This is a genomic window from Solitalea longa (assembly GCF_002920915.1).
Taxonomy (GTDB): Bacteria; Bacteroidota; Bacteroidia; order Sphingobacteriales; family Sphingobacteriaceae; genus Solitalea; species Solitalea longa.
The window spans coordinates 256571-282280 of sequence record NZ_PQVF01000003.1; the positions used below are offsets into that span (position 1 = coordinate 256571).

Below are 25710 nucleotides of genomic sequence, written 5' to 3' on the forward strand. Positions count from 1 at the left end.
TTAGGCACCATAAAAAAAGCCAGAAAGGTATCCCTTCCCGGCTTTGATTCATATATACATAAATTAGTTAAGACTTTCGTGGAAAGTACGTGCAATTACTTCCAGCTGGTGAGCTTTTGATAATCTCACGAAATTTACTGCATATCCTGATACCCGAATGGTTAACTGTGGATAGTTCTCCGGATGTTCATATGCATCCATTAACGTTTCTCTGTTCAGTACGTTCACATTCAAGTGGTGAGCATTTTGACCAAAGTACCCATCGAAGATCGAAATAAGGTTTTCCACCTGTTCTTCGCGATCATTTCCTAATGATTTGGGTATCATTGAGAAGGTATTTGAAATACCATCCTGAGCACTTTCATAATCTAATTTCGCTACCGAATTCAATGAAGCAATTGCGCCGCTGCAATCACGTCCGTGCATAGGGTTGGCGCCAGGAGCAAATGATTCACCTGCTTTTCTTCCGTCAGGTGTTGCACCTGTATTAGTACCGTACATTACATTTGAAGTAATGGTTAGCAACGAAAGGGTTGGCGTTGAATTTTTATATGTTTCATGCTTACGCAATTCGCTAATGAAGTAACTGGTCACTTCTTTGGCAATGGTATCTACACGATCATCATCATTACCATATTTAGGGAACTCGCCTTCAATAGTAAAGTCAACGGTTAAGCCATTTTCATTACGTACCGGTGTTACTTTGGCATATTTAATTGCCGACAGTGAATCAGCGATGATCGAAATACCTGCAGCACCGTATGCAATATCAATACTTGGATCGGTATCTATTAGGGCCATTTGGGCATTTTCGTAGTAATATTTATCATGCATGTAATGAATGATAAACATTGATTTGGCATATACACGGGCCAATTCACTTAAGGTGCGTTTGAAAACATCCAACACTTGATCGTAATCTAAATTTCCTTCAGGCAATGCCGGAATTCCTTTGATCAGTGAAGTGCCTTCTTTTTCTTCTTTACCTTCATTTAAAGCGATAAGTAATGCTTTAGGAAGATTGGCTCTCGCTCCAAAATGCTGGATTGTTTTACCGATTTCCTGGTAAGAAACACAACAGGCAATACCATAATCATCAGATCCTCTGTTTGAACGCATTAAATTATCGTTCTCATATTGAATTGATGAAGTATCGATAGATACCTGGGCACAGAAGTTTTTAAACCCTTCAGGAAGAGCATCAGACCATAGCACTGTTAAGTTAGGCTCAGGAGATGGACCCAGGTTATATAGTGTCTGTAAGAAACGGAATGAGGTTTTAGTAACCTTGGTACGGCCATCATGCAATATACCGCCAATAGCTTCAGTTACCCATGTTGGGTCACCGCCAAATATCTCGTCATAAGCTCCCGGACGTAAGTGACGAATTAAACGAAGTTTCATCACAAACTGGTCAACCATTTCCTGTGCTTCCTCTTCAGTAATTAAGCCCGCCTCAATATCCTTTTCAATATAAATATCAAGGAATGAAGCTGCATTACCCAACGACATGGCCGCGCCATCTTGTTGTTTTACTGCTGCAAGGTATGCGAAATATAACCATTGAACGGCCTCTACTGCATTTTGTGCCGGACGAGCAATGTCGAAGCCATATTCGGCTGCCATTGCTGTCATGTCTTTTAAGGCAATAATTTGTTGGTTGATCTCTTCACGCAAACGCACTTTATGTTCGGTCATTGCGCCACCAACAGCATTGTAATCAGCTTTTTTGCCGGCTATTAAACGCTCGGTACCATATAGAGCTACGCGACGGTAATCGCCAATTATACGACCACGAGCATAGTTATCTGGAAGGCCTGTTAATACGTGTTTTGAGCGGAAGCCGCGAATCTCTGCATCATAAGCGTTGAATACACTTGAATTATGGTCACGTGCGTAATTGAAAATTTCAACCACCTTGTCAGAAACCTTTAAGCCACGTTCCTTAACTGCTGATTCAACTAATTTAATACCACCAAAGGGTTTCATGGCCCTTTTTAATAACTGATCGGTTTGTAAACCTACAATTACTTCATCTTCTTGTTTAATATAACCCGGACGGAAAGCGGTAATAGTAGCAATAGTTTCGGTGTCAATTGCCAAACATCCATTGCTTTCACGTTCTGCTAATAAAGCTTTTTTTGCTTCATCCCATAGTCTTTCGGTTTTTGGGGAAGGACCTTTTAGGAAAGAGGCGTCGCCTGTGTAAGGCTTTATATTTTTTACGACAAAATCATATACATTGATTGACGAGTTCCAAACACCTGGTTCGAAAGACAATACATTCAAATCTGTTTCCATGATTGTTTTATTTGTTTGATGGTACAAAGGTACCCCCTCTAGAATTGAGCAAAATTGACGAAAGTCATTTTTTTTAAATTAAGGTTAAAAAAAGAGGGTTTGTTTACATTTTAATGACTTATTAAATTGAAATTCAGTGTGTTTTTATTGTGTAGTTTTTACACTTTGTTGGATTTGTTTTTATAAAAAAAGGCAAAAGACCGGAATGTGCTTTTGCCTTCATTAAAAGAAGAATTATTTTAAAATCTTAGTGACCTTCTTCCGCTAACAGTTCTTTTTCAGTTTCAACTGTAGCTTGAGTGCGTAATCGCTTAATTTCAAATCGAATTAAAAGAGAAAGTACGAAGGCCACTACAAATAAACCTGCAAAGAAATGGAGAGGAGTAGTGTAACCCTGGCTGCCTTCGCTTTTTAGTAAACCAAGAAGCTGAGGACCGGCAATACCGGCAGCTGCCCATGCTGTTAGCATATAACCTTGAATAGCTCCTAATTGCTTAGTTCCAAACATATCACCAATAAATGCCGGAACGGTAGCAAAACCTCCGCCGTAGCAAGTCATGATTAGAAATACAACCACTTGGAACATGAAGGCATTCGTAATGGAAGGTAGGAAGAAGTATGCCGCCATCTCTATAATGAAAAACACGCTGAACATATTAGGCCGTCCAATAATATCAGAAAATGAAGCCCATCCGATGCGACCGCCACCATTGAACAATCCTATTACACCTACCATTGAAGCAGCAGCTATGGCTGTAAGTCCAACCGATTCCTGAGCCATTGGCGCAGCTACGGAAATAATGGCAATACCGCCGGTTATATTGATGAAGAACATCAGCCACATATACCAGAAACGGCGGGTTTTAATGGCTTCATTAGCCGTAAGATAAGAAAGGTCTGTTTTGACTTCTTTTTTGTTCGACACTGCAGATGCGTCATATCCTTTGGGAGACCATCCCGGAGGAGGTGGGGCCAGGTATCGTGAGGAAGCAAAGATCAATGTAAAATAGGCTGCACCCATTATGAAGAAAGTATTGGCAATACCGATGTGATCGATCAAGTACCTGATCAAGGGAGCACTGATAAGGGCCGCAAAGCCGAAACCCATAATGGCCAAACCACTGGCTAAACCTCTGCGGTCGGGAAACCATTTTAAGAGCGAAGGAACAGGAGTGATATAACCTATGCCTAATCCAATACCACCAATTACACCATAAGTAATATAAAGCAAATAAAGATTGCCGAGCATTACAGCCAGACCAGAACCGGCAATACCCAGGCCGAAGAAAATGGCGGCCAGCAACCCCGATTTACGTGGGCCATGCTTTTCAATATAATGACCTAAAAAGGCAGCCGAAATACCCAAAAAGAAAATAGCAATGCCAAATGCAAAGGATACTTCCTTTTGCTCCCAGCCAAATTGTGCCATAAGGGGTTTTGTGTAAACGCTCCAGGCGTAAACCGAACCGATAGAAATATGCATTCCTACTGCAGATGCAGCAATTAACCATCTGTTTTTAACTTTTGTCATAATTTCATTTCTAAAACCAGCACCAAGTTATTTCTCTGTTACTGTTTGAAAAATGATTCAAATCATACAATGCTGAATATTATGGCTACTTATTGCAAACTTTTCTCAAAACATAAGAACTTGATAAGAAATTCCTGCCCCTGTTTCTGTGGCCAGTTGCTCAAGCTCATTACTGCTGATTGGATAGGTTTTGCCTTTGCTGCTGTACCAACTGGTATGTATAATAAAAAATTGTTTACTGGCTTCTGCTTCCAACGGATACAATAAATAGGCAGCCTCAATTGTATTATCAGGTTGATGAAACCACGGAATATAAATCGGATACTCACAAATGCTTGTATAACCAGCCTGTTTAAGTCGGTTTAATAGTTTCGGTGTTAAATAATCAATTGCCTCAACACTCATGGTGTAATTCTCTTTTTAATTTTTTCAGCTTCCAATAACTCTCTGAACGGCAGCTCATGGTAAGCAGCCAAATTGGTTCGCAATAACGTGTCGGTGCTTAATTCAAAATAATCTGCCATAACCAATAACAGCTCCAATGGAGGTTTGGCTATGTTGTGCTCGTAGCTATTAATAACGGCTCGCGAAATATTTAATTGTTCAGCTAATTCGGCCTGGCTTTTTTGGGCCCTCTTTCTCAGCCATTTAATGTTTGAACCTACATAAAGCATTTGGTTTTCTTAAATTTTATTGCTAATTTATTTAGCAAATCTTGATAAAAAATTTATCAAAAGCAAGTGTTTTTTTATGAGCAGGAATATTGTGCATTTAGATCTCGATTCGTTTTTTGTATCGGTAGAACAGTTGAAGAACAGTAAGCTGATCGGCAAACCGGTACTGATTGGTGGTACATCTGATAGGGGAGTGGTGGCGTCCTGCAGCTATGAAGCACGCAAGTTTGGAGTAAGTTCGGCAATGCCTATGCGCATGGCCCGCATCCTTTGTCCCGATGCTATTATTGTTCGGGGTGATATGGAGGAGTATTCGCGCTACTCAACCATGGTAACCGATATTATTACCGAACGGGCTCCCGTAGTTGAAAAAGCTTCAATTGATGAACACTATCTCGATATTACCGGTATGGATAAGTTTTTCGGCTGCCACCTTTGGGCGCACGAGCTCAGGCAAGTGATTATGAAAAACACCGGTTTGCCTATATCTTTTGGTCTTTCTGTAAATAAAACTGTTGCCAAGGTGGCTACCGGCGAAGCTAAACCCAATGGCGAAAAATACGTGGAGCCTCCTCTGGTGCAGTCGTTCCTAAACCCGCTTTCCATTAAAAAGATACCCGGTGTTGGCGATAAAACCTATCGGCAATTGCGCAGCATGGGCGTGGAACGAATTCAAACCTTAACGCAAATTTCGCCTGAGCAACTGTATCGTTTATTGGGCGAAAACGGTGTTTCTATTTGGCAAAAGGCCAATGGTATTGATGAAACACCGGTTATTCCGTATGTAGAGCGTAAATCGGTTAGCACCGAAACCACCTTTGATAAAGATACTACCGACGTGGCTTACCTCTATCAACTACTGCAAGCCATGGTAATGGAGCTTACTTTTCAACTCCGGCGCGACCGGCGTTTAACCTCTTGCGTAACGGTAAAACTGCGTTATTCCAACTTCGATACCGAAACCAAGCAAATGCGAATTACTTATACGGCATTAGATAAACCGTTGGTAGAGATTACCCGCCAATTGTTTGATAAACTTTATTCGCGCCGTATGCTGGTGCGCTTGATAGGAGTGAGGTTCTCTCACCTGGTTTCAGGTTTTGAACAAATTGACCTGTTCAGTGAGTCGATTGAGCATTATAATCTTTACCAGGCAATGGATAAGATCAGAAGGCGCTTTGGTGAAAAAGCTATTACCATAGCCGGTGCGGCCTCCCCACGATCTCATGAGGAAAGGGAGCATATTATGTTTTAGGAGAAAAGGAAATGTATTTGAATTGTCACAGTTGGTATAGTTTGCGTTATGGCACCTTTGATATTGAGCGTTTGGTGGAGCTGGCAAAACTTAATAAGATCGAATGCCTGACTCTTACCGATATTAATAATTCAACCGGTAGCTGGGAGTTTGTAGAAAAATGCGAAAAAGCAGGTATAAAACCGCTCGTGGGGATAGAGTTCAGACGTGATGGAAAGTTGTTGTATATCGGCATTGCAAAAAATAATGAAGGTTTTAGAGAGCTCAATGAATTTTTAACAACGTATAATCTTTCAAAAAACGAATTGCCCGATCAGCCTGCAGATTTTCTTAATGCTTATATCATTTATCCTTTGGGTAGCCGAGATGAATGTTTATTAAAAGAGAATGAATACATAGGTATTCGGGCAACAGAGTTAAATAAACTGTTTGGTAAACCTCTGGAGCGGTTACGTAATAAATTGTTGGTATTGCATCCGGTTACATTTGAAAATAAACAAGGCCGTTTTTTGCATGCGCATTTGCGGGCAATTGATTTTAATACCTTGTTCAGTAAGCTTCAAAAGGAGGACGTGGCTCTTGAAAACGAATTTATGGTGCCCAATGAAGAGCTGCAACAACAGTTCAGATCGTATCTTTTTATTTTAGAGAATACGCAACGATTAATTGATTCGTGTGAGCTGAACTTCAACTTTAAAGAATCAAAAAATAAAAAACTGTTTACCGAAAATGCCTGGCAGGATCAGGAGTTACTGCGGAAATATGCTTATGATGGCATGATTTACCGCTACGGAAATAATAGTCCGGATGCGAAAAAACGCATTGAAAAGGAACTGGCCATTATCAACAGCCAGGGTTTTGCAGCGTATTTTCTGATTACGCATGATATGATCAGCTATACCAGGAACAAAGGTTTTTATCACGTAGGCAGAGGTTCGGGGGCCAATAGCATAGTGGCCTACTGCATGCAAATTACCGACGTTGATCCGCTGGATCTCGATCTGTACTTTGAGCGATTTTTAAATCCCAAGCGCTCAGTACCTCCCGATTTTGACATTGATTATTCCTGGGATCAGCGTGATGCCGTGCATGAATACCTGTTTAATAAATATGGAAAAGACCATACGGCATTGCTTGGAACGGTTTCTACTTTTCAGCGAAGTGCCGCTATTCGTGAGTTAAGTAAGGTTTATGGTTTGCCTAAAGAAGAGATCGATGAGTTTGCCGATTTTCCGCATAAGGTTTGGGATCGGAATGAGCTTACCCGAAAAATAAAACGTTTGTCGGAATCAATGATGAATATGCCCAACCAACGCTCCATTCATGCTGGAGGGGTATTGATCGCCGAAAAATCGTTGACCTATTATACGGCACTTGATCTGCCTCCTAAAGGTTTACCAACCGTTCAGTGGGATATGTATGCCGCCGAAACCATCAACTTTGAAAAATATGATATACTCAGCCAGCGCGGTATTGGGCATATAAAAGAAGCGGTTGATATTATTCAGCAGAACAGGGGAGTAAGCATCGATATTCATAATGTACCCAAACTAAAGAATGATGCACGGGTGAAGCAACAGCTTAAAAGCGGCGATTCAATAGGTTGTTTTTATGTGGAGAGTCCGGCTATGCGCGGCTTATTGAAAAAGCTGCATTGCGATGACTACTTAACCCTGGTAGCAGCAAGTTCCATTATCCGGCCGGGAGTGGCCAAATCGGGAATGATGCGCCAGTATATTCAACGTTATCATCAACCCGATAAAATTGAATACCTGCATCCGGTTATGAAAGAACAATTGGAAGAAACCTTTGGCGTGATGGTTTACCAGGAAGATGTGTTGAAGGTTTGTCACCATTATGCAGGGCTCGATCTGGCTGATGCCGATGTGTTGCGCCGCGCCATGAGTGGCAAATACCGGTCAAAAGCCGAGTTTGAACGGATCGTTCAACGCTTTTTTGAAGGAAGCAAGGAACTTGATCGCCCTGATGATGTTACTCAGGAAGTTTGGCGGCAGGTTGAATCATTTGCCGGCTATAGTTTCTCTAAAGCCCATTCGGCTTCTTATGCGGTAGAAAGTTTTCAGAGCTTGTATTTGAAGACCTATTATCCAAAGGAGTTTATGGTGGCCGTTATTAATAATTTCGGTGGATTTTACCGCACATGGGTTTATGTACATGAAGCTAAAAAGGCAGGCTGTGTGATCTTAAATCCTTGTGTGAATGAAAGCGAACGGTTTACCTGTATTAAAGGTGCCGATGTATACCTGGGTTTTATTCATATCAGCAACCTGGAAAGTAAATATGCCGAACTGATTCCACAGGAGCGCGAAAAGCATGGCCCTTATTTAAACCTTGAAGATTTTATAACCCGCACTCAAATTACGCTTGAACAGATCTTACTGCTCATTCGTTTAAATGCACTCCGGTTTACACGGAAGACTAAAAAAGAATTACTTTGGGAGGTTTATAACTACCTGGGCCATCAAAAAGCGCATAAAGATGAGCCTCGTCTTTTTAATCCGCCAGCTAAAAATTATCAGTTACCTGTGCTTGAACATTCGATGCTGGAAGACGCCTTTGACGAGATGGAACTGCTGGGCTTTCCGGTTACGATGGATCATTTCGACTTGTTGCAAACCAATTATCGCGGACATGTTTTTACCAGGGATCTTATCAATCATGTAGGGAAGAAGGTGAAGATGCTTGGCAATTTTGTAGCCTATAAACCTGTGAAAACGGTGAAAAAGGAAATGATGTATTTCGGGACCTTCTTTGATGTTAAAGGCGATTTTTTTGATACCACGCATTTTCCCGGCAGTACTCCTGAAATGCCATTTAAAGGTGGTGGCTGCTACCTGATCTTAGGAAAAGTAGTTGAAGAGTTCGGTTTTCCGAGCCTGGAAGTAGAAAAGTTTGCTAAACTGCCAACGGTTAAAGATCCGAGGTATTAGTTCTTAGTTTATAGTCCCTAGTCGATGGTCCATAGTTTTCAGTCATCAGTCGGCAGTCAGCATTTCCCAAAATGTCGGTAGTCGGTAGTCGGTACTCGGTAGTCAGCCTGAGCGAAGTCGAAGGCAGTCAGCAGTACGCAACTATCGTCTATCGACTATGGACTATCGACTGTGAAATTACTGGGTGGGGATTAGGAGTTTGAGTGAAGGAAATGCAAACTTTTTAACGAGCTGCTAGTTCTCTATAAACGATAGTCCATGGTCTATTAACTATCGACTATGGACTACGAACTATTGACTAACTAACAGCTGCCTGTATGGGTAAACCTGTTGATTCTCGTTCTAATAAAATTGGTTCAAGGACTATTGTTTCGGGCGGGTGAGCATAAAAGTTATGGTCTTTGTGAAGTTTTAAAAACAAACGTGCAACTTCTTCGCCCATACGTACACTCTGTTGGTCAATTGTGCTTAACGAAGGAGAAATGTAGGCGCCAAATGCTTCGTTGGCAAAACCTATTACTTTAACCTTTTCAGGCACCTTAATATCATGCACTTTTAGCTGTTGCATAACACCCAAAGCAGTGTAATCTTCAAAAGCAAAAACACCGTCAAAATCTACTTTATTGTCATATAGCTGCTCAATACAACGCCGACCAAGTTTTATCGAAGGTTTACCGTAAAAAATAAGGTCCTCATCCAAGGGAATTTTATAATAGTTGAGGGCATCCTTGTAGCCCTGCAAGCGCTCTTGAAAGCTTTTTACATCTAAATTGGCCGAAATATGAACAATTCTTTTGCATCCCTGCTTAATTAAATGCTCTGCCGCTATAAACCCTCCCCGATAATCGTCGATACGAACCGTTGGGACGCTTAACTCATCAACGGCCCTGTCAAACAGGAGTAATGGGATATCGTTTCTTTTTATGTCTTGGTAATGAGTGAAATCAGAGGTTTCCATGGCCACTGACGCAAAAATACCTTCAACTCTTGATTGCATAAAGGTTTCAATTCCCTTGTTTTCATGAGAAAATGATTCACCCGACTGATAAAGCAGAATGCTATAGCCATTTTCATTCATCACCTTTTCAATTCCTAAAATTGTTGAGTTAAAGAAGTTGGCGGCCAAATTGGGAACCATAATACCTATAACGTTCGAGCGACCCGAACGAAGGGAGGAGGCAACTTTGTTTTGCTGATAATTTAATTTCCGGGCCACTTCTCTAACGGCTTCTTTGGTTGCTACACTAATGGCCGGATGATCATTTAATGCCCGGGCAACAGTAGAAAAAGTGACATTCAGCTCTCTGGCAATGTCGTGAATAGTGACCTTTTTCAAATGAAATTACTTAAAACTTAAAAAAATAATTAAAAAATTACAGAGAGTTGAAATGCGTAAAAAATACACTTAGAAGCCCGTTAAACTTAGTTTTTTAAAAGGGTTAGAAGCCCAAAGGATATTGATTACGCAATAAAAGTATAGAAAAATTTTGTTTTCAAAAATTTAAGATTAATTTTACGCCAACGTTGGCATAATAATAAAGTTTATAACGACGTTCATCTTCTGAAATAGCATGGATTTGTACGAAAGAAAAGAAGGTGATTTTTGAAATAGAAGTTTAATAAAAACACATAAAAAAACACTAGCCGGATCCCCTCCACCTAGTGTCTAAAGGTAGAACAAGATTTACTGGCTGTTTTTCGGTTCTACCAAAAGAATGTATAACTGGCTGTTATATATCTTATTAAATTAAAACCTGCGAAGACGTCGCGGGTTTTTTTATTTTAAGGCACTATTTTAAGCAAAAAATCACAAAAATCGAAATTTCTGTTGATGATTGATGGTCAAAAGATGCTAATTGCTACCTGTATTTTCTTTTTAGTTCTTTTTTCAATACTCTGAATAATTATTCCTTTGTAACCAAAATAATATTCTAATTATAGATTACTAAGTATATTTTTGGCTCGATTTAACTTATATATAACCAATCAGACGTTATGAAATTTAGAGCATTGCTGCTAATGGCGGCACTTGCCTTTTCGTTTCAATTTGCCTACTCACAAAGCAAGTATGAATGGAAACAGGCTTCTTCAGCGGGTTACTCCTATAAATATGTAACCAATGATCCGATGCAAACGCGTTTTTACACCTTAAAAAATGGATTAAGTGTAATGTTGAGCGTCAATCACAAGGAACCAAGTATAACCACCAAAATTGCTGTAAGAGCTGGTAGTAATTCGGATCCGAAAGATCATACCGGTTTAGCACATTATCTTGAGCATTTATTATTTAAAGGCACCGACAAGTACGGAACCTTAAACTGGGCAAAAGAGAAACCATTGATCGATAGTATTGAAAATCTTTACGAAACCTATAATTCTACAACTGATGTAGAAAAACGTAAAGAGATCTATAAGCAAATTGACAAGGTTTCGGGTGAGGCCTCTAAGTTTTCCATTGCAAACGAATACGACAAATTAATGTCGGCAATGGGCGCGCAGGGCACAAACGCACATACTGCGGTTGAAGAGACTGTTTATGAAGAGCAAATCCCTTCTAATGCTTTAGATAAATTTTTAACGGTACAGGCAGAACGATTCCGTTATCCTGTATTCCGTATTTTCCATACAGAGTTAGAAGCTGTTTACGAAGAGAAAAATCGTGGCTTGGATAACGATGGAAGAAAAATGTATGAGGCCATGCAATATTATGTATTTCCAACGCATAACTACGGCCAGCAATCAACCATTGGTACCATTGAACACTTAAAAAATCCATCTCTAAAAGCTATCCGCAAATTTTATAATCAATACTATGTTCCAAATAACATGGCTATTATTATGAGCGGTGACTTTAACCCTGATGAAGTGGTTAAAAAAATTGATGAGCATTTTGCTTACATGCAAAACAAACCGGTTGAAAATTATACAGCGGCTCCGGAAGCTCCTATTTCAGCACCAATTGTAAAGGATATCTATGGTCCTAGCGCAGAGAATATGCGCGTTTGCTACCGTACACCTGCCGAAGGTTCTCATGATGCTTTAATCCTTGATCTTATTGCAAATGTTTTAAACAATGGCAAAGCCGGATTAATGGACCTGAACTTAAATAAGCAGCAGAAAATGCAAAGTGCCGGAGCAGGGATGGTGCAGTATAAAGATTATGGAATTTTTGTTTTAACTGGTTCGCCAAAACAAGGTCAATCACTTGAGGAGGTTAAAGATCTGTTGCTGTCGCAAATTGCGTTGCTTAAAAACGGAGATTTTGATGAGTCTTTAATTCAGGCAACTATTGCAAATGCTAAATTAGCCGAATTGCAAGGTCTTGAAGGTAACGATAACCGTGCTGCAGCTTTAATGTCGACCTACATTCAAAATAAAGGTGATGGATGGGATAAAAGCGTTTCATGGTTAAGTGATCAGTCTAAAATTACCAAACAGGAAGTAGTTGAGTTTGCTAAAAAGTTTTTTGTTGAGAATTATGTAGTTCTTTACAAACGCAAAGGCGAAGATAAAAATACGCTTAAAGTCGAAAAACCACCAATTACACCGGTGGAGACCAATGCAGGTAAAGAGTCGGAGTTTGTGGCTAAGATCAACAGTATGACTGAAGCTCCTATTCAGCCTCAGTGGGTAGATTTTAGCAAAGATGTTAAAAAGAGCAAAATTGGTAAGGCTGATGTATTGTATACGCAAAACGCCGATAATCAATTATTCCGCTTGTACTATAAATTTGATATGGGCAGCTGGAATAATAAATTGTTACCATTAGCATTCTCTTACCTATCGTTTTTAGGAACTGATAAATATACAGCAGAGCAAATTAGTAAGGAGTACTATAAAATTGCTTGTAGCTTTGGAATGTCAGCCGGTACCGAAGAGAGTACTGTTAGTATTTCAGGCTTGCAGGAGAACTTTGATAAGGCCGTTTCGTTATTTGAACACATTCTAGTAAACTGTAAAGCAAATGATGCAGCATTGGCGGCATTAAAAGGCCGTATCATGAAATCGCGTGGTGATGCTAAGCTTAGTAAAGATGCGATAATGAAGGGCTTAAATAGCTACGCATTATTTGGGTCAAAAAATCCGTTCAACTACACTTTAAGCGATCAGGAAATTGCAAATATAACTGCTCAGCAATTGGTTGATCTGTTACATGATGTGATGAACTATAAGCATACTGTAATTTATTACGGTCCTCAAGCATTACCTAAGTTTACTGCTGAGCTTACAGCTCTTCATAAACTTCCATCCTCATTTAAAACTAATACTGCCGCTGTTAGCTTTAACAGAACTAGCCAAACTGCCAACCAGGTATTGTTTGCTAACTATGAAATGGTTCAGTCGGAAGTACAATGGTTGAGAAGCACTTCTAAGTTTAATATTCAAAAACAACCAACCGTTGATTTGTTCAATAGCTATTTCGGTGGTGGTATGGGTTCTATTGTATTCCAAACCATTCGTGAATCGAAAGCTTTAGCTTATTCAACGTACGCTGTTTATGGTATACCTGCTAAAAAAGAAGACCCTTATACCATTAAAGCCTATGTTGGTTGCCAGGCTGATAAAATGAATGAAGCGTTAAAAGGAATGAATGAACTTTTAACAACATTGCCTCAGGTAAGTCAAAACTTTGAAGCCGCTAAATTAAGCGAGAAAAAAGCAATTGAGACAGAGCGCATTACCCAGGATGGTGTAATATTCAGTTATCTTTCTGCTTTGAAAATGGGTATAACAGAAGATCCTCGTAAAAAGAAATACGAAGAATTGGGTAAAATTGCTTTGAGCGATATTACAAAGTTCCACCAGGAAGAATTGGCGAATAAAGCGTATACCTATTGTGTAGTTGCTTCGGATAAGAGAGTTAACCTCGACGACTTGAAGAAAGTTGGAGAAGTTAAAACGCTTACATTGGAAGAAATATTTGGTTACTAAGTTTTCTCAATAATAGATCAAAGGCCCGATAATCAATCGGGCCTTTGTTTTATAGATCCAGTTCAACCCACACCGGGCAATGGTCGCTGGCTTCGGTATGTTCAAGGCCGATGGTTGGATAACGGTCGCCGGTATATTGCTTGCATTTTAGGGTCAGCCCTTTGCGCCAGATACCTTTATCAACAATGGCCGTCTCGAGATCTTTATGAACAAAAATATAATCGAGTTTGCTGATCTTCTTTCCGGAAGTATAATAATGCGAACACCAATCCAGGGGTATTGCTTCAGCTAAAAAAGGTTCTGTTAAGTTAGGATGATCATTTAAGCTTTGCAGCGAATCATCGTTATGATTGCGCAAAATGTCGGTATTTAAGTCACCCAGCACAATTGGCGATTTCCCATCAGCTACAATACGTGTAACATATTCTGCCACTTTTTCGGCCTGTTTTTTTCTGCGTTCTTTAGAGTTAGGAGTTTGATCCTGTGCCTTCAGGTGGTTTACCAGCAAGCATAATTGCGAATTACCCACCTTAATATCCACTTCCAGGCAATCTCTCGAAAATACGCTGCCTCTAACTTTATAACCAAAGTTAACCACTGTTTGGCGCTTGGTCACTCCATCGTCTACATGCGTTCTGATATTTAAAACTTCACAAGGAAAATTGTTTTTGATCATCAAACCCAAATCAATACCTCGCGGGTCATTACCCTCAATAACAATGATCCGATCGAAATAATCATCTAAAAATTCATTATTAAAAATGCGCAGGGTTTCAATGTTTTCAATTTCCTGAACCGCCAAAATATCCGGCTCAATATCAAGAATTGCTTGTGCGGTATTATTTCGTTGGATGTTGGTTGTGGAATAAGCAACCAAACTGCCATCGCGTCCGGCAATAGAAACCAAGCCTACAGCCTGGATAAAGTTTTCGTAATTGCGTTCATCCCATGGCTGGTCGAGAAAGGCATAACGGTTAAACAGATTTTCGACATTAAAGGTGGCAATGCGGGTTTTCATAAGCGTAGAATTTTTGTTCTTTAAATTTAATTATTTGTTCATTAATAGATCGTTAAACGGCTGTTAATAGTTTGAGTAACCTTTTTCTAATTCAAATTCTATTTTTGTGCAAATACTTTTATGAGGAAATTTTTTTTTAGGATGGTTGACTTCTGGTCGCACGACCGAAGTTTTTCAGTAGTGCTCGTTCTCCTTTGCATCGTTATCTTTTTACTCTCACCATTAAAAAGCATTGGGGTGCCTTATGCCGATACGCTATTGGAACTTTTCCTTACTGTTTTGCTTATTTCAGGCGTGTTTGCCGTGTCTGAACGCCGGGCGGTTAGGTATCCGGCGGTTATTATTGGAGTGTTTTCATTCGTTATTAAATGGTTAAATACGCTGAATTATGATCAGGATTTAACCCGCCTCGATCTGCTTTTGTCGATGGTGTATTTTACGGGCCTTTTAATTGTGATTTTGAAGAGGGTATTGGGTGAAGGCAAGATCAGTGTAAACAGAATTGAAGGAGCCATTTCGGCCTATCTGATCATTGCCATTTTGTTTTCCTTTAGCTTCCGAATTGTTTATTCATACATTCCTAATGCTTTTTTACTGCATTTTTCAACGGAGCATTTATGGGTAGAAGATATCGCCGGGCATTTCACCTACTTTAGTTTTGTTACCTTAACCACTACCGGTTACGGCGATATTACTCCATTGCATCCCTTTGCCCGTTCATTGGCAATGCTCGAAGGTTTAATAGGCCAGCTTTATCCGGCTGTATTAATTGCAAGGCTGGTTTCTATGGAGATAGAAGCACGAAAGGGAAAGTAGGTTTAGTATACTTCGTTGATCAGGTAATTTTTATCGTTAAACTGAAATGAAGCGCCTTTTTTTAACCTCATCAATTTGCTGCCAATTGGCGAGGCCTGGGAAACAGCAAAATAACTGACGCCTTCAATATTAAGACTTCCTGCACTGATCGAAAGGTAAAACGAGCCATTATTGGTTATTACCAAACTTCCCGGTTGAACAATCTCCGATAGAGTGTCTGGTTTTATCAGCGCCAGCGCCTGTTTCAATTTTAAAGCTTCATTTAACTGAACCGTATTCCGGTCAATTTCCTGCTGCATCATTTCCCGGGTGGTTTCATACTTGTCGCCGGCACTGCTCTTGGTATCATCGGTTGAAGCATCACGGGCCGCTACAATTGCTTTGTCAATTGTAGCGATCCTTAGATCAATATAAGCCTGGCAGGCCTGGTAAAGTTTCCGTTTAATTTCCATTGAACTTGCAAAGAAACAGATTTTTTATGGCTCAATAGGGTGCTAATTTTTTGTTTTCGTTCCAAATTTTTAATGTTTTTTAGTTTAAGGCTTATTAAATAATAAATTTGCGCGCTTCATCTATTGATGATAATATATTTAAACGCCGCATGCCATTTTTTGAAACTGATCAGGTGAAATTTCACTATGAAGAATACGGTTCGGGTCCGAATATTATGCTTGCCTTTCATGGTTTTGGAATGCGGGGCACTCAATTCCGGCACTTGGAACCTTCTTTAGGAGCGCGCTATAAAATCTATAGTTTCGATTTGTTTTTTCACGGACACACTTCTCTAAAGAATAATGCATTAGATGTAATTCGTAAAGGAATGACCCCAACGGAGTTTGCCGCGCAGTTAAAACCGTTTATTGATCAGGTAAGTAAAAGTGCTAAGATCAGTTTATTATCCTACAGTATTGGTTCGTGCCTGGCGCTGGCGCTATTGCAGGAGCTACCCGAAATGGTTGAAGAGGTCTTTTTTATAGCTCCTGATGGAATAAAACCTAATAAACTATTAAGGATCGGAGCCTCATTTAAACCGGCTAATAACTTTCTCTGGAAACTGGTAAATAGTCCCAAAGTCGTAAACTTCTCCTTAAGGCTATTAAATAAGCTTAATTATATTGATGATTCCCTGTGCTCAATACTTGACCGCGAATTTGGTACTACCGAAAGCCGTATGGTGAGCTACAACACGATAACCTTTAACTCAAAAATGGTTTTCGACAAGGAAAAGCTGGCTCAATTGATCAATGCAAATAACATAAAGTGCTATCTCTATTTTGGTCGTAAGGATGTGTTATTTCCGCCATCAATTGGAAAAGAGTTTTCTGCTTTGCTCGAAAACAGTGTGCTCCATATCGAAGATGATGGGCATGATTTAGTGAATCCACGATTAAATAATGTAATAGCGAATCATTTAGCAGTATATTAATGATTAAAGATACCCCGGTAAAAATTATACAATGGTTCTTTATAGGTGTTGAGAAATTCTTGTTGCGACACTTTGCTTCCGTAAAATACCTAAATGAACCAACAGCAAGCGAAGATAAAGGCACGCTGGTGTTGATGAACCATGTAAGTTTCCTCGACGGAGCAATTATGCACAACTTCTGCCGACAAGTATTAAAGAAAAGATTTAAGGTAATGATACTTGAAGAGCAATTGAAAGTGTTCGCCTTATTAAAGTATGTTGGAGGCTTCTCGGTTAACCGCAAATCCCGGAATGTAATCGAATCGCTAGAATATGCCGCTAAATTATTGGATGACCCCAAAAACGCTGTAGTGATCTTCCCGCAGGGCGAATTGTACTCTATGCATTTGAACCGGATTCATTTCGAAAATGGATTGATACATGTGCTTAATAAAACAAAGAAGCCGGTTCAGGTTATTTTCGCTGTTTTCCTTATTGATTATTTAGATAGTCTGAAGCCCAAGGCTCGCATTTATTTACAAGAATACATGGGGGAGAATACCCAATCGGCAATGCAGGATAGCTACAATATTTTTTACAACGACTGTAAAAAACAAAACCGAAATTTTCATAAACCACCGGCCTGGGTTACGGAGTAACTTGATTTTTAATCAATTCATTTATTATATTCGGTCATTAAAAATAGCGACGTCTATATGAAATATATACGCAACTATAATTAAAAACAAACAATGAGTTGCGTATAGCGACTCGTTGTGGCTCATGCCGTATCGACAGACAGACTACGAATGAATAGACTAATTTTACTTACCAAAGTACTTCTACTGTTACTCCTCTTTTACTCTTGTGACAACGACACACTGACGTATATTCAACATATTGAATCACCGGACAGACAATCAATTATTTGCTTGTACAAAGAGAACACGGGAGTCAGCAACGTTGAATTTCACATTCTAAAAATTGAAAAAGCGATTGGCCCTGATAGACAAATTAGCAAAACCGACTATGACTGGATTCTTGACAGAGAATTGATTAATAATTTCGAGGAGTCAATGACTTACGCAACAAATCCTAAGATTAAACTAATTGACAATAGGTTCTTAATTTTTTCACGGAGTGACTATCAATTTGCTCTTTACGACTTGAAATTAAACAAAGATATTTTAAACATCCGTGATCCCTGGAGTGAATGGGCAAGCAAGAACATTTGGGCTGAGAATGGAACTGACTACAAGACTGACATAAAAGACGAACGGACTGACTACGGCCTCTGGATTAAAAAGAATCTTGACGACAAAATCGTTGAGTACCTTAAAACTAACAGGTGAACGGCACGAGCCACAACAAAATGTATAATCCATGGCGCTGCTAAGGAAGACATTTTTTTTATTTTTGCTCAGCGCCACGGCGTATAAATAAGCGTTACACGCAATAGTTAATGACCGAATTGGTTAATCCATGAAAAGCTTTTCAAACTTATCTATCTTAATTGGACTACTTTTTACATCATATGGATGTGGGTTAGGGAAATGGGATGTTGGGGAACAGTACATCCAGAAAATCGAAGGAACTTCCAAGTTGCTATATAAGTACGACGCATGGGGAGGAAGAGATTCTCACTGTGCTGGGTATGTTATCCTTGATTCAAGTGAAACATTTAAAGTAGACCCAAAAGAGAACTTACCTTTCTATTATTTGATGGGAATTCCAAATAAGACAGTTATCGAAGGAGTGAGCCACATTTGCGATAATAGCTGCGGTGAGGTCTATAAAAAAGCAATTTCAAATTTTATTCCCTTAAAGAAAGAGGCTAGTGAGAGACAAGGTATCCATGTAATAAATATCGTCTACCAATATAAAGGATTTGCTGAAAGAGGAGGAGGAATAGAGCGGTACCATTTTGAAAATTTTAAAGAAACACGGGATAGCTTGTTTTTTTACAATTTGGATGATGTTGAAAGCAGGAATGGACAACATGTGGATAGTTTGCAGTTCAGGAAAACAGATGTTACTATCATGCAGAACGAAACCAATGATATAAATAAAATAATTATCCAAGATTTGGTTGTTGACAGAGCTGCATATGAAATTAAATCGAATATTACTTATTATTTAACGCCTAAAAGTAAGGTCAGGTCGAATTCATTTTCGGATTATGGAATCTTTAAAGAGGTTGCGAAATAATACTGTGTGTAACAGTGTGTTTAAATTATGCCCTTGTGATGTGGTTCTCGAAGTTTTCTGCTTTTTAATTACATGAGTTCGACTCGACACGGAAGTGATTCTAATCGGGCATAATATAAACACTAAGCGTCGCCGGCGGCCATTCATTGAAACAAATCGGGTCGACAATGTTGCAGGACAAATATTTAAGACAATCTGACTTTTCTAAATCGGAATTCATTGAAATCAATGCTCCAATTGACAAGGTATATCTTGTAGTAGAGACATTGAATTTTGAGAAATCCAGAATAATTTATTGGCTCTTTAAGTTAAGGGGGATCCCTGTTCCAGAGAGTTTAACGTTAAAAGGACTTGAGAAAATTAATTTTGTAAAACTGGAGACAATACCCAATAAGGAAATAATATTAGGACTCATAGGACAATTTTGGACTCCAACGGGTCGACTGAAAAAATTTAAACCAGAGGAATTCATAAACTTTGACGATTCAACGTTTGCAAAAGCAACCTGGAATTTTGAACTGACGGAAAGTAATGATCTTAAAACCAGATTAAATACGGAGACAAGGATATTTTGCCCGACAACTAAGACAAAAAAGAAGTTTAAAATATACTGGACAATCATTCAACCATTTAGTTCTTGGATTAGGAAAGAGATATTGAGAGCAATAAAAAACCAAGCGGAGAATAATTAACGGCCGCCAACAATAGCTGTTTGCAATGGCGAGGGTCGGTGTAAATTGGTAGTTTAGTTTTTAAATTATGTTTGGTCACGTTGACAATGACGTTTTCAAAAGCCAGCCACTGCAAATAACCAAACCTTATGTGTACAAATTTTAACAACCGAAAATGCGTAAAAATCAATACTCTTAATTTCGATCATATTCTTCTTACTCGTAAATAGTACCGATTATTGGTTGATAGCCTGGACCATGGGATTTTGGTAGTTCAGTAATGATGTTCATTAGCTTTCCAACTCTTGCAATCATTCTAATAACCGTTAGATAGTCCATTGCTCTGCACGATAATAGTTGGTTTATTTATCCTATCCAGATCACACACTCAAAAGCAACCCACAATAATCAAACAACTATACTGATACATAAAACCACATGAACAAACGATTGCTGTTAGTCATCACTTTTTTTAATGCTTTTATTCATTTTGCGAACGCAGCAGATATTACGCTATATGTGATTCCAAAAGGAAAGGGAAACGGAACCAAACAATCGCCGGCTTCTCTTCAACAAGTGATTTCCATGTTGCCACAACTGAAAAAGGAGAATCAAAAAGGAAGTATCTCTATCATATTAAAAAATGGCACTTATGAATTAAGCGAACCCATTCGTATCACGCCAGAAAACGGAGGTTCAAAAGATTTAAAAATCATCTTTAAGGCCGAAATCAATGCCCGGCCCATTATTAGCGGAGGGAAAAGGATTACAATGACGGGAGATGGAATCCTGTCGGCTGATCTTTCTTCTCTTTTAAAAGGGAAAGAAGGAATGTTGCAGGATCTTTATATCGATGGCAAAAGGGCTGTTCGGGCAAGGAGGCCTAATATTGGTTTCTTGAAATTTAAAAAGACTTCTGAAAAAAAGACATCAGATTTACCCTGGCACGAAACTACTTCTGTTCAATACTATGAAATTCCAGCAGAAACCTATACCGAACTAAAAAAACTTTCTCCTGAGAAATTAAAGAATGTACGATTCAACGTATATCATAAGTGGATCGTTACGAGCCGTAACATTGATTCATTGAGTACTACCAGCTCTGGCTTTTACTCCACCGGTCAGGGCCTGCCACCCTATAACAAGATTGATGAAACATCGCTTTTCTTTTTGGAAAACGTTGCCAATGCACTGGACTTAAAAAATGAATGGGTAATCGATGAAAACAATAGGGTGAATTATATTCCTGAGGATACCGGCAAAAAGAAAGTAGAAGCCATAGTACCCGTGGTGGAAAAATTATTACTTATTGAAGGTGATAGTGAAAACGTGGTAAACAATGTTTTTTTTCAGGGTATTTCATTTTGTTATGCGAATAAACCATTCACAGCCTCTAAATATGGTCAGGCTGCTGCGGCAGTTGATGCGGCTATTGTGCTAAATGATGCGGAAAATATTCGCTTCGAAAATTGCAGCATTATGCATACCGGGCAATACGCCATTTGGTTCAAAAAAAATACAAAGTATTGTACCATGAGTAAGTGTTATGTCAATGATTTGGGTGCAGGTGGCGTTCGTATTGGGCCTATGGAACTTCCAAAGGATACATTAACACTTACTTCAAACATCAATATTGAAAACTGTATTATTCATTCGGGAGGGAAAAACTATCCGCATGCCGTGGGTGTGCATATTACACATTCTGCCAATAACAATATTGTCCACAACGACATTGCTGACTTTGGATATACTGGCATATCCGTTGGATGGGTTTGGGGTTATGCGTTCAGTCCTTCAATTAACAATAAAGTGCTGTATAATCATGTTCATCATATAGGTTGGGCAATTCTTAGCGATATGGCGGGAATATATACGCTTGGTGTTTCTCCCGGCACGGAAATAAGCCACAATGTCGTCCATGATGTGTATTCTTATGGTTATGGTGGCTGGGGATTATATACTGATGAAGGCTCTTCAAGTATTCGTATGGAAAATAACCTGGTGTATCATACCAAAACCGGTGGCTTTCACCAGCATTTCGGAAAAAATAACATTATCAATAATAATATCATTGCCTTCAGTAAAAAGTTCCTGGCGCAGTTTACAAGGGCCGAAGACCATCAGAGTTTTGAATTCAAGCATAATATATTGTTGGCTGATGGGGAACGGTTTCTTGAAGGTCGCTGGCAACAGGGAATTATAAACATTGACAGTAATTGTTATTGGAATAGCAACAACAAAAAAAGCCTGTTTATGATTTCCTCTGTAAAGTATGGCAATAAAACCAATGATACCTTATCCTTTAAACAATGGCAACAAACCAGCGGCAAGGACAAAAACAGCCTATTCCAAAATCCTGGCTTTAAAGACCCTGAGAAATATGATTTTACTATTCACAACCCTTCTGTCATTCAACAAATAGGGTTTATACCGTTTGATTATAACAAGGCAGGCGTTACAGGTGATAAGCAATGGAAGAAACTAGCTGTTCTGCCGGAGAATATTATCCGGGAGTTCGACAAATCGGTGCGAGAAACAATGTTGGAGTAAGGGGAGGGACTTTGTTTAAAACCGAAATTTTCATACACCACCGGCCTGGGTTAGGGATTAACTTGATTTTTAATCAATTCATTTATTATATTCGGTCACTAAAAATAGCGACGTCTATATGAAATATATACGCAACTATAATTAAAAACAAACAAGGAGTTGCGTATAGCGACTCGTTATAGGGCATTTTAAAGGACGATACAACGACAATGATAAATCAACTATTGAAAGGACTTGTTGACCTAATTTATGGAACAAGACGAGTAAGACGAAAATATCAACTAGACAATCCGACTGAAAAAGTTTTCGCAGCAGATGCCTGTAAAGGTATTATGACAACTTCCAACCAGGACATTCAACATGGACTTGACTGGATGATCTCACAACGTGCAGTAATAATGTTGACAAATAAAAAAATAGTTTGTGGTAAATGGACAATTTTGCTTGATAACATTATATCAATACAGCTTCTAAAAATAAACTCGTTATTAGGGGGAGGGCAAGTATTAAAGATCCAGACCAAAGAGGGTAAAAACTATCAATTCGGTATGCAACTAAATCCTGAGTGGACAAACCAACAGGTTTTACAATTGACACTTGAAAAGGGCCAAATAAAGCACTCACCATTGAGTGTTATCATAAGATTAGCAGCAATTGGTTGTTTAATTTATTGGTTTTATGAAAGTTTTATTCAAAATTGACGGTTTGGATGGTGGTAACAAAAAACGCCCTATAACATCCGCTTGCCGCAAACGCGGTGGACGTGCAATTTTGAACTGAAAACTTAATTAATAAATTTACGCCACGGCTGACTTAGACGCAGGTATTTTCACCGCGCCTTCGGCAAGCCCAAAACGTTAGCGCGCATTTATTATGACGAGTAGAGCAATAGACGACTTTATATTTTCTTGTGACTTGTCATTTGACTACGGACTCATTGACATTGAGACTTATCAATTCCGCCAAATTTCACTTTACGACCTACTTGACGTTGACAAAAATGTTATAGGTGATTTCATTCCAAATTATATCGTTGAAGAATTTTACAAAGGACAGGAGAACGAAGGTGACAATGAGGTTGGGAATCTAATTGACGGACAAATTGGAAAAAGGGAGATGACTAAAGACTCAAAAAATAATCTACTCTATCTCTACAAGACGACAACCAAAGGAAAGCATTGCAATTGGGTGTTTCACGAGCTCGATGCTGACCCGAGGCCCTCTGTCCCTCACGGACATGGTGTCGAAGTTGGACATTACAAACTTGACCCCTATTGCAGATTTATATACAACGTAAAAAATGGCCTTGACAAATGGGTTGACAAAGAGGACAAAAAGTACATAAAAGCGTTGTGGAACGATAATGAGTTCAGATATTGGACACTTTGGTCAATAAAAGAATTCATGAAATCTGGACAGGTTGGAAGAAACTACAATTGGCTTCGAATAAGAGGAATTGTAAATCCGACCAAGTTACCAAGGAAGAGAAAATAAACGCGCGCTAACAAAATGTTTATGCAATTGCGGGGTACGGTGTTAAATTGTAGTTTGTGTTTCAAATGTAGTTCGGTCATGTGGGACAATTTGCGGCAGGTCGGGTTTAACATTCCGCTACGCTCCATTTTAAACCCTTCTATTCCCGCAACTGCATAAACGTTCCAACTGATGAATAAGCCACCTAATAGTTGCTTCCTGGCAAATGCTGTGGACTTGCAATTTTGAACTGAAAACCTAATTAACAAAATACAACACAGCGGAGAAATTGACGCAGGTGTTTTTACCGCGAATTTGTCAACCCCGAAACCATTAGAGGTAATTTTGCAAGACTGCTACCAAATGACAAAACAGAATGAAAAATTCAAGACTTAAAACATTACTAATCGGACTAACAGCAGGAGTTGCTTATGCATTTCTGTCAATGCTATTGGTGACACATTACCACGAAAATGTTTCAATAGCATATATTTTCATGTTGCCTATAATTTTAGGTGCAATTCCAGTTCTGTTTTCAACCAAAGAACAACTAAAAGCATATAAGTCTTATTTGCTTTTACCTTGGATAATAACATTTACTTTTTTCGTGTTAAGTTTTGTGACCGGATTTGAAGGAATGATTTGTCTTGTGATAATTGTTGCTCCATTTTTATTACTTGGTACACTCGGGGCCTTTGTTTTAAGACTTTTAAAATTGAGAGAAGAAGGAAATGGAACTAAACTATATGTTTCGCTACTTTTTCCATTGATTATCCTTGGAATAGAAGTGAAGCTTCCAGTGGTAAGTTTTAACATTAGGTGCAACACTAAAAAAACAGAACTATGAGGGTAAGCATATATTTTATTATTGTTTTCTTCTTTTCAACTACTCTAAGCCTTAAAGGGCAATCCCGAACTATAATTGGACGAGTGATTTCTGAAAATTTAGGACCATTACCAAGGTTAGAAATTAAAAACTCTGATACTGTACTCCTTGGGAAAACAGATATAGATGGTCGTTTTAAAATTAACATTCCACAAGAAATTGACAGATTGCTGTTTGGTTATATAGGTATGGAATGGACTGAAATTAAATTGAGGAAAGATTGTGATACAATTGAGGTTGTAATGCTTTATAGGGGAACTTACGATTTTATGTCCTTTAAAAAAATAGATAAAATTCGTAAGAAAAGTTTTGATGAATTACCCGGCTTACATTCAGATGCTGTAAAAGAAGGACTCTTTGCAACTAACACTATTTGTTACGAAAGAGTTTTTAAAGCAGATAAACCAAGTAAACCCGTCCTTGATAGCATTAGTAAAGTTTATAAATCAAAAAGTAAACAAATCAAAGGAACGTTTAATAGACTTGCTTTAGGTGATACTATTAGGATTCCGTATTCTGGGTCTTGGAGAGATGATGGTACTGACAGAACAACTTTGCATTTATATTCAAATGGTGTAGATGGTGAGGTTTTTAATTGCATTATCAGAGGAGTAATCACTGATAAAAATAAGCGCAATGGTGGATATAATTTAGTATGCAGAGTTATCGATTGCAAAGATTGTAATTACGATAATATCGTTCTAAATGGAAAGGATTTGAAAGTTGGAGAAACGATTGAGTATAATATGAAATTCTTTAAAGTATTAAATAACAATTAAATACGGTTTGAAATTATAAAGTGGTTGCTAACATGTGCATATACTTGGAGTTGAGTGCTTCTAATGAACTTTAGTAATAAATTGAAACTTTGCAATTTGAATGAAATATAGACAAGTCACCTACTTAACTTTTTGTGGATTTCGAAAAATAATAGAACTTCCAGACAGTGCTTATGGAGAATGGATTATATATCATAACAACACTCCCAAATTTTACATTAGTTGTTTTAGTCAAAATGAAAGTGACATTGTAATAAAGA

Annotated in this window: 21 protein-coding genes; 14 read left to right on the forward strand and 7 right to left on the reverse strand. The window is 38.7% G+C overall.

Going from position 1 to position 25710, the window contains the following annotated elements; translation table 11 throughout:
• Positions 1-63 precede the first annotated feature (63 nt).
• From pflB to C3K47_RS05355, 4 genes are all read right to left on the reverse strand, one after another.
• Complete coding sequence (gene pflB, locus C3K47_RS05340; RefSeq protein WP_103788079.1) at positions 64-2301, reverse strand: formate C-acetyltransferase; 2238 nt, start codon at positions 2299-2301, stop codon at positions 64-66.
• A 247-nt stretch (positions 2302-2548) separates the two neighbouring features.
• On the reverse strand, positions 2549-3832 hold the full coding sequence (locus C3K47_RS05345) for an L-lactate MFS transporter (RefSeq protein WP_207765239.1): 1284 nt from the start codon (positions 3830-3832) through the stop codon (positions 2549-2551).
• 105 nt (positions 3833-3937) lie between these two features.
• A complete protein-coding gene (locus C3K47_RS05350) occupies positions 3938-4237 on the reverse strand; it encodes a hypothetical protein (protein ID WP_103788081.1) in 300 nt (99 codons plus the stop codon).
• Positions 4234-4506, reverse strand: a complete 273-nt coding sequence (locus C3K47_RS05355; protein ID WP_103788082.1) for a helix-turn-helix domain-containing protein — start codon at positions 4504-4506, stop codon at positions 4234-4236. Before C3K47_RS05355 ends, C3K47_RS05350 begins: the two co-directional genes overlap by 4 nt.
• Before the next feature lie 76 nt (positions 4507-4582).
• Here C3K47_RS05355 and dinB point away from each other — a divergent pair, with 76 nt between their 5' ends.
• Both dinB and C3K47_RS05365 read left to right on the forward strand, forming a co-directional pair.
• A complete protein-coding gene (gene dinB / locus C3K47_RS05360) occupies positions 4583-5761 on the forward strand; it encodes a DNA polymerase IV (RefSeq protein ID WP_103788083.1) in 1179 nt (392 codons plus the stop codon).
• Positions 5762-5772: 11 nt separating this feature from the next.
• Positions 5773-8712, forward strand: a complete 2940-nt coding sequence (locus C3K47_RS05365) for a DNA polymerase III subunit alpha (protein ID WP_103788084.1) — start codon at positions 5773-5775, stop codon at positions 8710-8712.
• Positions 8713-9010: 298 nt separating this feature from the next.
• Here the strand turns inward: C3K47_RS05365 and C3K47_RS05370 are convergent, their stop codons facing one another.
• On the reverse strand, positions 9011-10048 hold the full coding sequence (locus C3K47_RS05370; protein ID WP_103788085.1) for a LacI family DNA-binding transcriptional regulator: 1038 nt from the start codon (positions 10046-10048) through the stop codon (positions 9011-9013).
• A 659-nt stretch (positions 10049-10707) separates the two neighbouring features.
• Between C3K47_RS05370 and C3K47_RS05375 the strand changes: the two genes are divergently transcribed.
• Positions 10708-13644 carry a M16 family metallopeptidase gene (locus C3K47_RS05375; RefSeq protein ID WP_103788086.1) on the forward strand — a complete coding sequence of 979 codons (2937 nt, stop codon included), beginning with the start codon at positions 10708-10710 and terminating at the stop codon, positions 13642-13644.
• A 49-nt stretch (positions 13645-13693) separates the two neighbouring features.
• Here the strand turns inward: C3K47_RS05375 and C3K47_RS05380 are convergent, their stop codons facing one another.
• Entirely contained in the window at positions 13694-14662 is a 969-nt protein-coding gene (locus C3K47_RS05380; protein ID WP_103788087.1) for an endonuclease/exonuclease/phosphatase family protein, read from the reverse strand.
• Positions 14663-14782: 120 nt separating this feature from the next.
• Between C3K47_RS05380 and C3K47_RS05385 the strand changes: the two genes are divergently transcribed.
• Positions 14783-15478: a potassium channel family protein gene (locus C3K47_RS05385; protein WP_103788088.1), complete on the forward strand. Its 696-nt coding sequence runs from the start codon at positions 14783-14785 to the stop codon at positions 15476-15478.
• A 2-nt stretch (positions 15479-15480) separates the two neighbouring features.
• Here the strand turns inward: C3K47_RS05385 and C3K47_RS05390 are convergent, their stop codons facing one another.
• Positions 15481-15930: a 3-oxoacyl-ACP synthase gene (locus C3K47_RS05390; RefSeq protein ID WP_103788089.1), complete on the reverse strand. Its 450-nt coding sequence runs from the start codon at positions 15928-15930 to the stop codon at positions 15481-15483.
• Between the two features lie 149 nt (positions 15931-16079).
• On the opposite strand from C3K47_RS05390, the gene C3K47_RS05395 reads away from it, so the two are divergent.
• The 10 genes from C3K47_RS05395 (at position 16080) to C3K47_RS05440 (ending at position 25450) form a co-directional block, all read left to right on the forward strand.
• Entirely contained in the window at positions 16080-16904 is an 825-nt protein-coding gene (locus tag C3K47_RS05395; RefSeq protein ID WP_133159331.1) for an alpha/beta fold hydrolase, read from the forward strand.
• Positions 16904-17542 carry a 1-acyl-sn-glycerol-3-phosphate acyltransferase gene (locus C3K47_RS05400; RefSeq protein ID WP_103788091.1) on the forward strand — a complete coding sequence of 213 codons (639 nt, stop codon included), beginning with the start codon at positions 16904-16906 and terminating at the stop codon, positions 17540-17542. The genes C3K47_RS05395 and C3K47_RS05400 overlap by 1 nt, the downstream gene beginning before the upstream one ends.
• Positions 17543-17815: 273 nt before the next feature.
• Positions 17816-18235, forward strand: a complete 420-nt coding sequence (locus tag C3K47_RS05405) for a hypothetical protein (protein ID WP_103788092.1) — start codon at positions 17816-17818, stop codon at positions 18233-18235.
• A gap of 130 nt (positions 18236-18365) precedes the next feature.
• Positions 18366-19091 (forward strand): hypothetical protein, encoded by a 726-nt coding sequence (locus C3K47_RS05410; protein WP_103788093.1) that lies wholly within the window; start codon positions 18366-18368, stop codon positions 19089-19091.
• A 167-nt stretch (positions 19092-19258) separates the two neighbouring features.
• On the forward strand, positions 19259-19783 hold the full coding sequence (locus C3K47_RS05415) for a hypothetical protein (RefSeq protein ID WP_103788094.1): 525 nt from the start codon (positions 19259-19261) through the stop codon (positions 19781-19783).
• A gap of 417 nt (positions 19784-20200) precedes the next feature.
• Positions 20201-22312, forward strand: a complete 2112-nt coding sequence (locus tag C3K47_RS05420) for a right-handed parallel beta-helix repeat-containing protein (RefSeq protein WP_103788095.1) — start codon at positions 20201-20203, stop codon at positions 22310-22312.
• 209 nt (positions 22313-22521) lie between these two features.
• Positions 22522-23013: a hypothetical protein gene (locus C3K47_RS05425; RefSeq protein WP_103788096.1), complete on the forward strand. Its 492-nt coding sequence runs from the start codon at positions 22522-22524 to the stop codon at positions 23011-23013.
• Between the two features lie 214 nt (positions 23014-23227).
• Positions 23228-23806 carry a hypothetical protein gene (locus C3K47_RS05430; RefSeq protein WP_133159332.1) on the forward strand — a complete coding sequence of 193 codons (579 nt, stop codon included), beginning with the start codon at positions 23228-23230 and terminating at the stop codon, positions 23804-23806.
• A gap of 355 nt (positions 23807-24161) precedes the next feature.
• Positions 24162-24632, forward strand: a complete 471-nt coding sequence (locus C3K47_RS05435; protein WP_103788098.1) for a hypothetical protein — start codon at positions 24162-24164, stop codon at positions 24630-24632.
• On the forward strand, positions 24629-25450 hold the full coding sequence (locus tag C3K47_RS05440) for a hypothetical protein (protein WP_103788099.1): 822 nt from the start codon (positions 24629-24631) through the stop codon (positions 25448-25450). Before C3K47_RS05435 ends, C3K47_RS05440 begins: the two co-directional genes overlap by 4 nt.
• Positions 25451-25710: the final 260 nt, after the last annotated feature.

Bases quoted from the DNA above. Each gene is read 5' to 3' on its own strand.
- pflB (WP_103788079.1), bottom strand. From the start codon at position 2,301: ATGGAAACAGATTTGAATGTATTGTCTTTCGAACCAGGTGTTTGGAAC.
- C3K47_RS05345 (WP_207765239.1), bottom strand. From the start codon at position 3,832: ATGACAAAAGTTAAAAACAGATGGTTAATTGCTGCATCTGCAGTAGGA.
- C3K47_RS05350 (WP_103788081.1), bottom strand. From the start codon at position 4,237: ATGAGTGTTGAGGCAATTGATTATTTAACACCGAAACTATTAAACCGA.
- C3K47_RS05355 (WP_103788082.1), bottom strand. From the start codon at position 4,506: ATGCTTTATGTAGGTTCAAACATTAAATGGCTGAGAAAGAGGGCCCAA.
- dinB (WP_103788083.1), top strand. From the start codon at position 4,583: ATGAGCAGGAATATTGTGCATTTAGATCTCGATTCGTTTTTTGTATCG.
- C3K47_RS05365 (WP_103788084.1), top strand. From the start codon at position 5,773: ATGTATTTGAATTGTCACAGTTGGTATAGTTTGCGTTATGGCACCTTT.
- C3K47_RS05375 (WP_103788086.1), top strand. From the start codon at position 10,708: ATGAAATTTAGAGCATTGCTGCTAATGGCGGCACTTGCCTTTTCGTTT.
- C3K47_RS05380 (WP_103788087.1), bottom strand. From the start codon at position 14,662: ATGAAAACCCGCATTGCCACCTTTAATGTCGAAAATCTGTTTAACCGT.
- C3K47_RS05385 (WP_103788088.1), top strand. From the start codon at position 14,783: ATGAGGAAATTTTTTTTTAGGATGGTTGACTTCTGGTCGCACGACCGA.
- C3K47_RS05390 (WP_103788089.1), bottom strand. From the start codon at position 15,930: ATGGAAATTAAACGGAAACTTTACCAGGCCTGCCAGGCTTATATTGAT.
- C3K47_RS05395 (WP_133159331.1), top strand. From the start codon at position 16,080: ATGCCATTTTTTGAAACTGATCAGGTGAAATTTCACTATGAAGAATAC.
- C3K47_RS05400 (WP_103788091.1), top strand. From the start codon at position 16,904: ATGATTAAAGATACCCCGGTAAAAATTATACAATGGTTCTTTATAGGT.
- C3K47_RS05410 (WP_103788093.1), top strand. From the start codon at position 18,366: ATGAAAAGCTTTTCAAACTTATCTATCTTAATTGGACTACTTTTTACA.
- C3K47_RS05415 (WP_103788094.1), top strand. From the start codon at position 19,259: ATGTTGCAGGACAAATATTTAAGACAATCTGACTTTTCTAAATCGGAA.
- C3K47_RS05420 (WP_103788095.1), top strand. From the start codon at position 20,201: ATGAACAAACGATTGCTGTTAGTCATCACTTTTTTTAATGCTTTTATT.
- C3K47_RS05425 (WP_103788096.1), top strand. From the start codon at position 22,522: ATGATAAATCAACTATTGAAAGGACTTGTTGACCTAATTTATGGAACA.
- C3K47_RS05435 (WP_103788098.1), top strand. From the start codon at position 24,162: ATGAAAAATTCAAGACTTAAAACATTACTAATCGGACTAACAGCAGGA.
- C3K47_RS05440 (WP_103788099.1), top strand. From the start codon at position 24,629: ATGAGGGTAAGCATATATTTTATTATTGTTTTCTTCTTTTCAACTACT.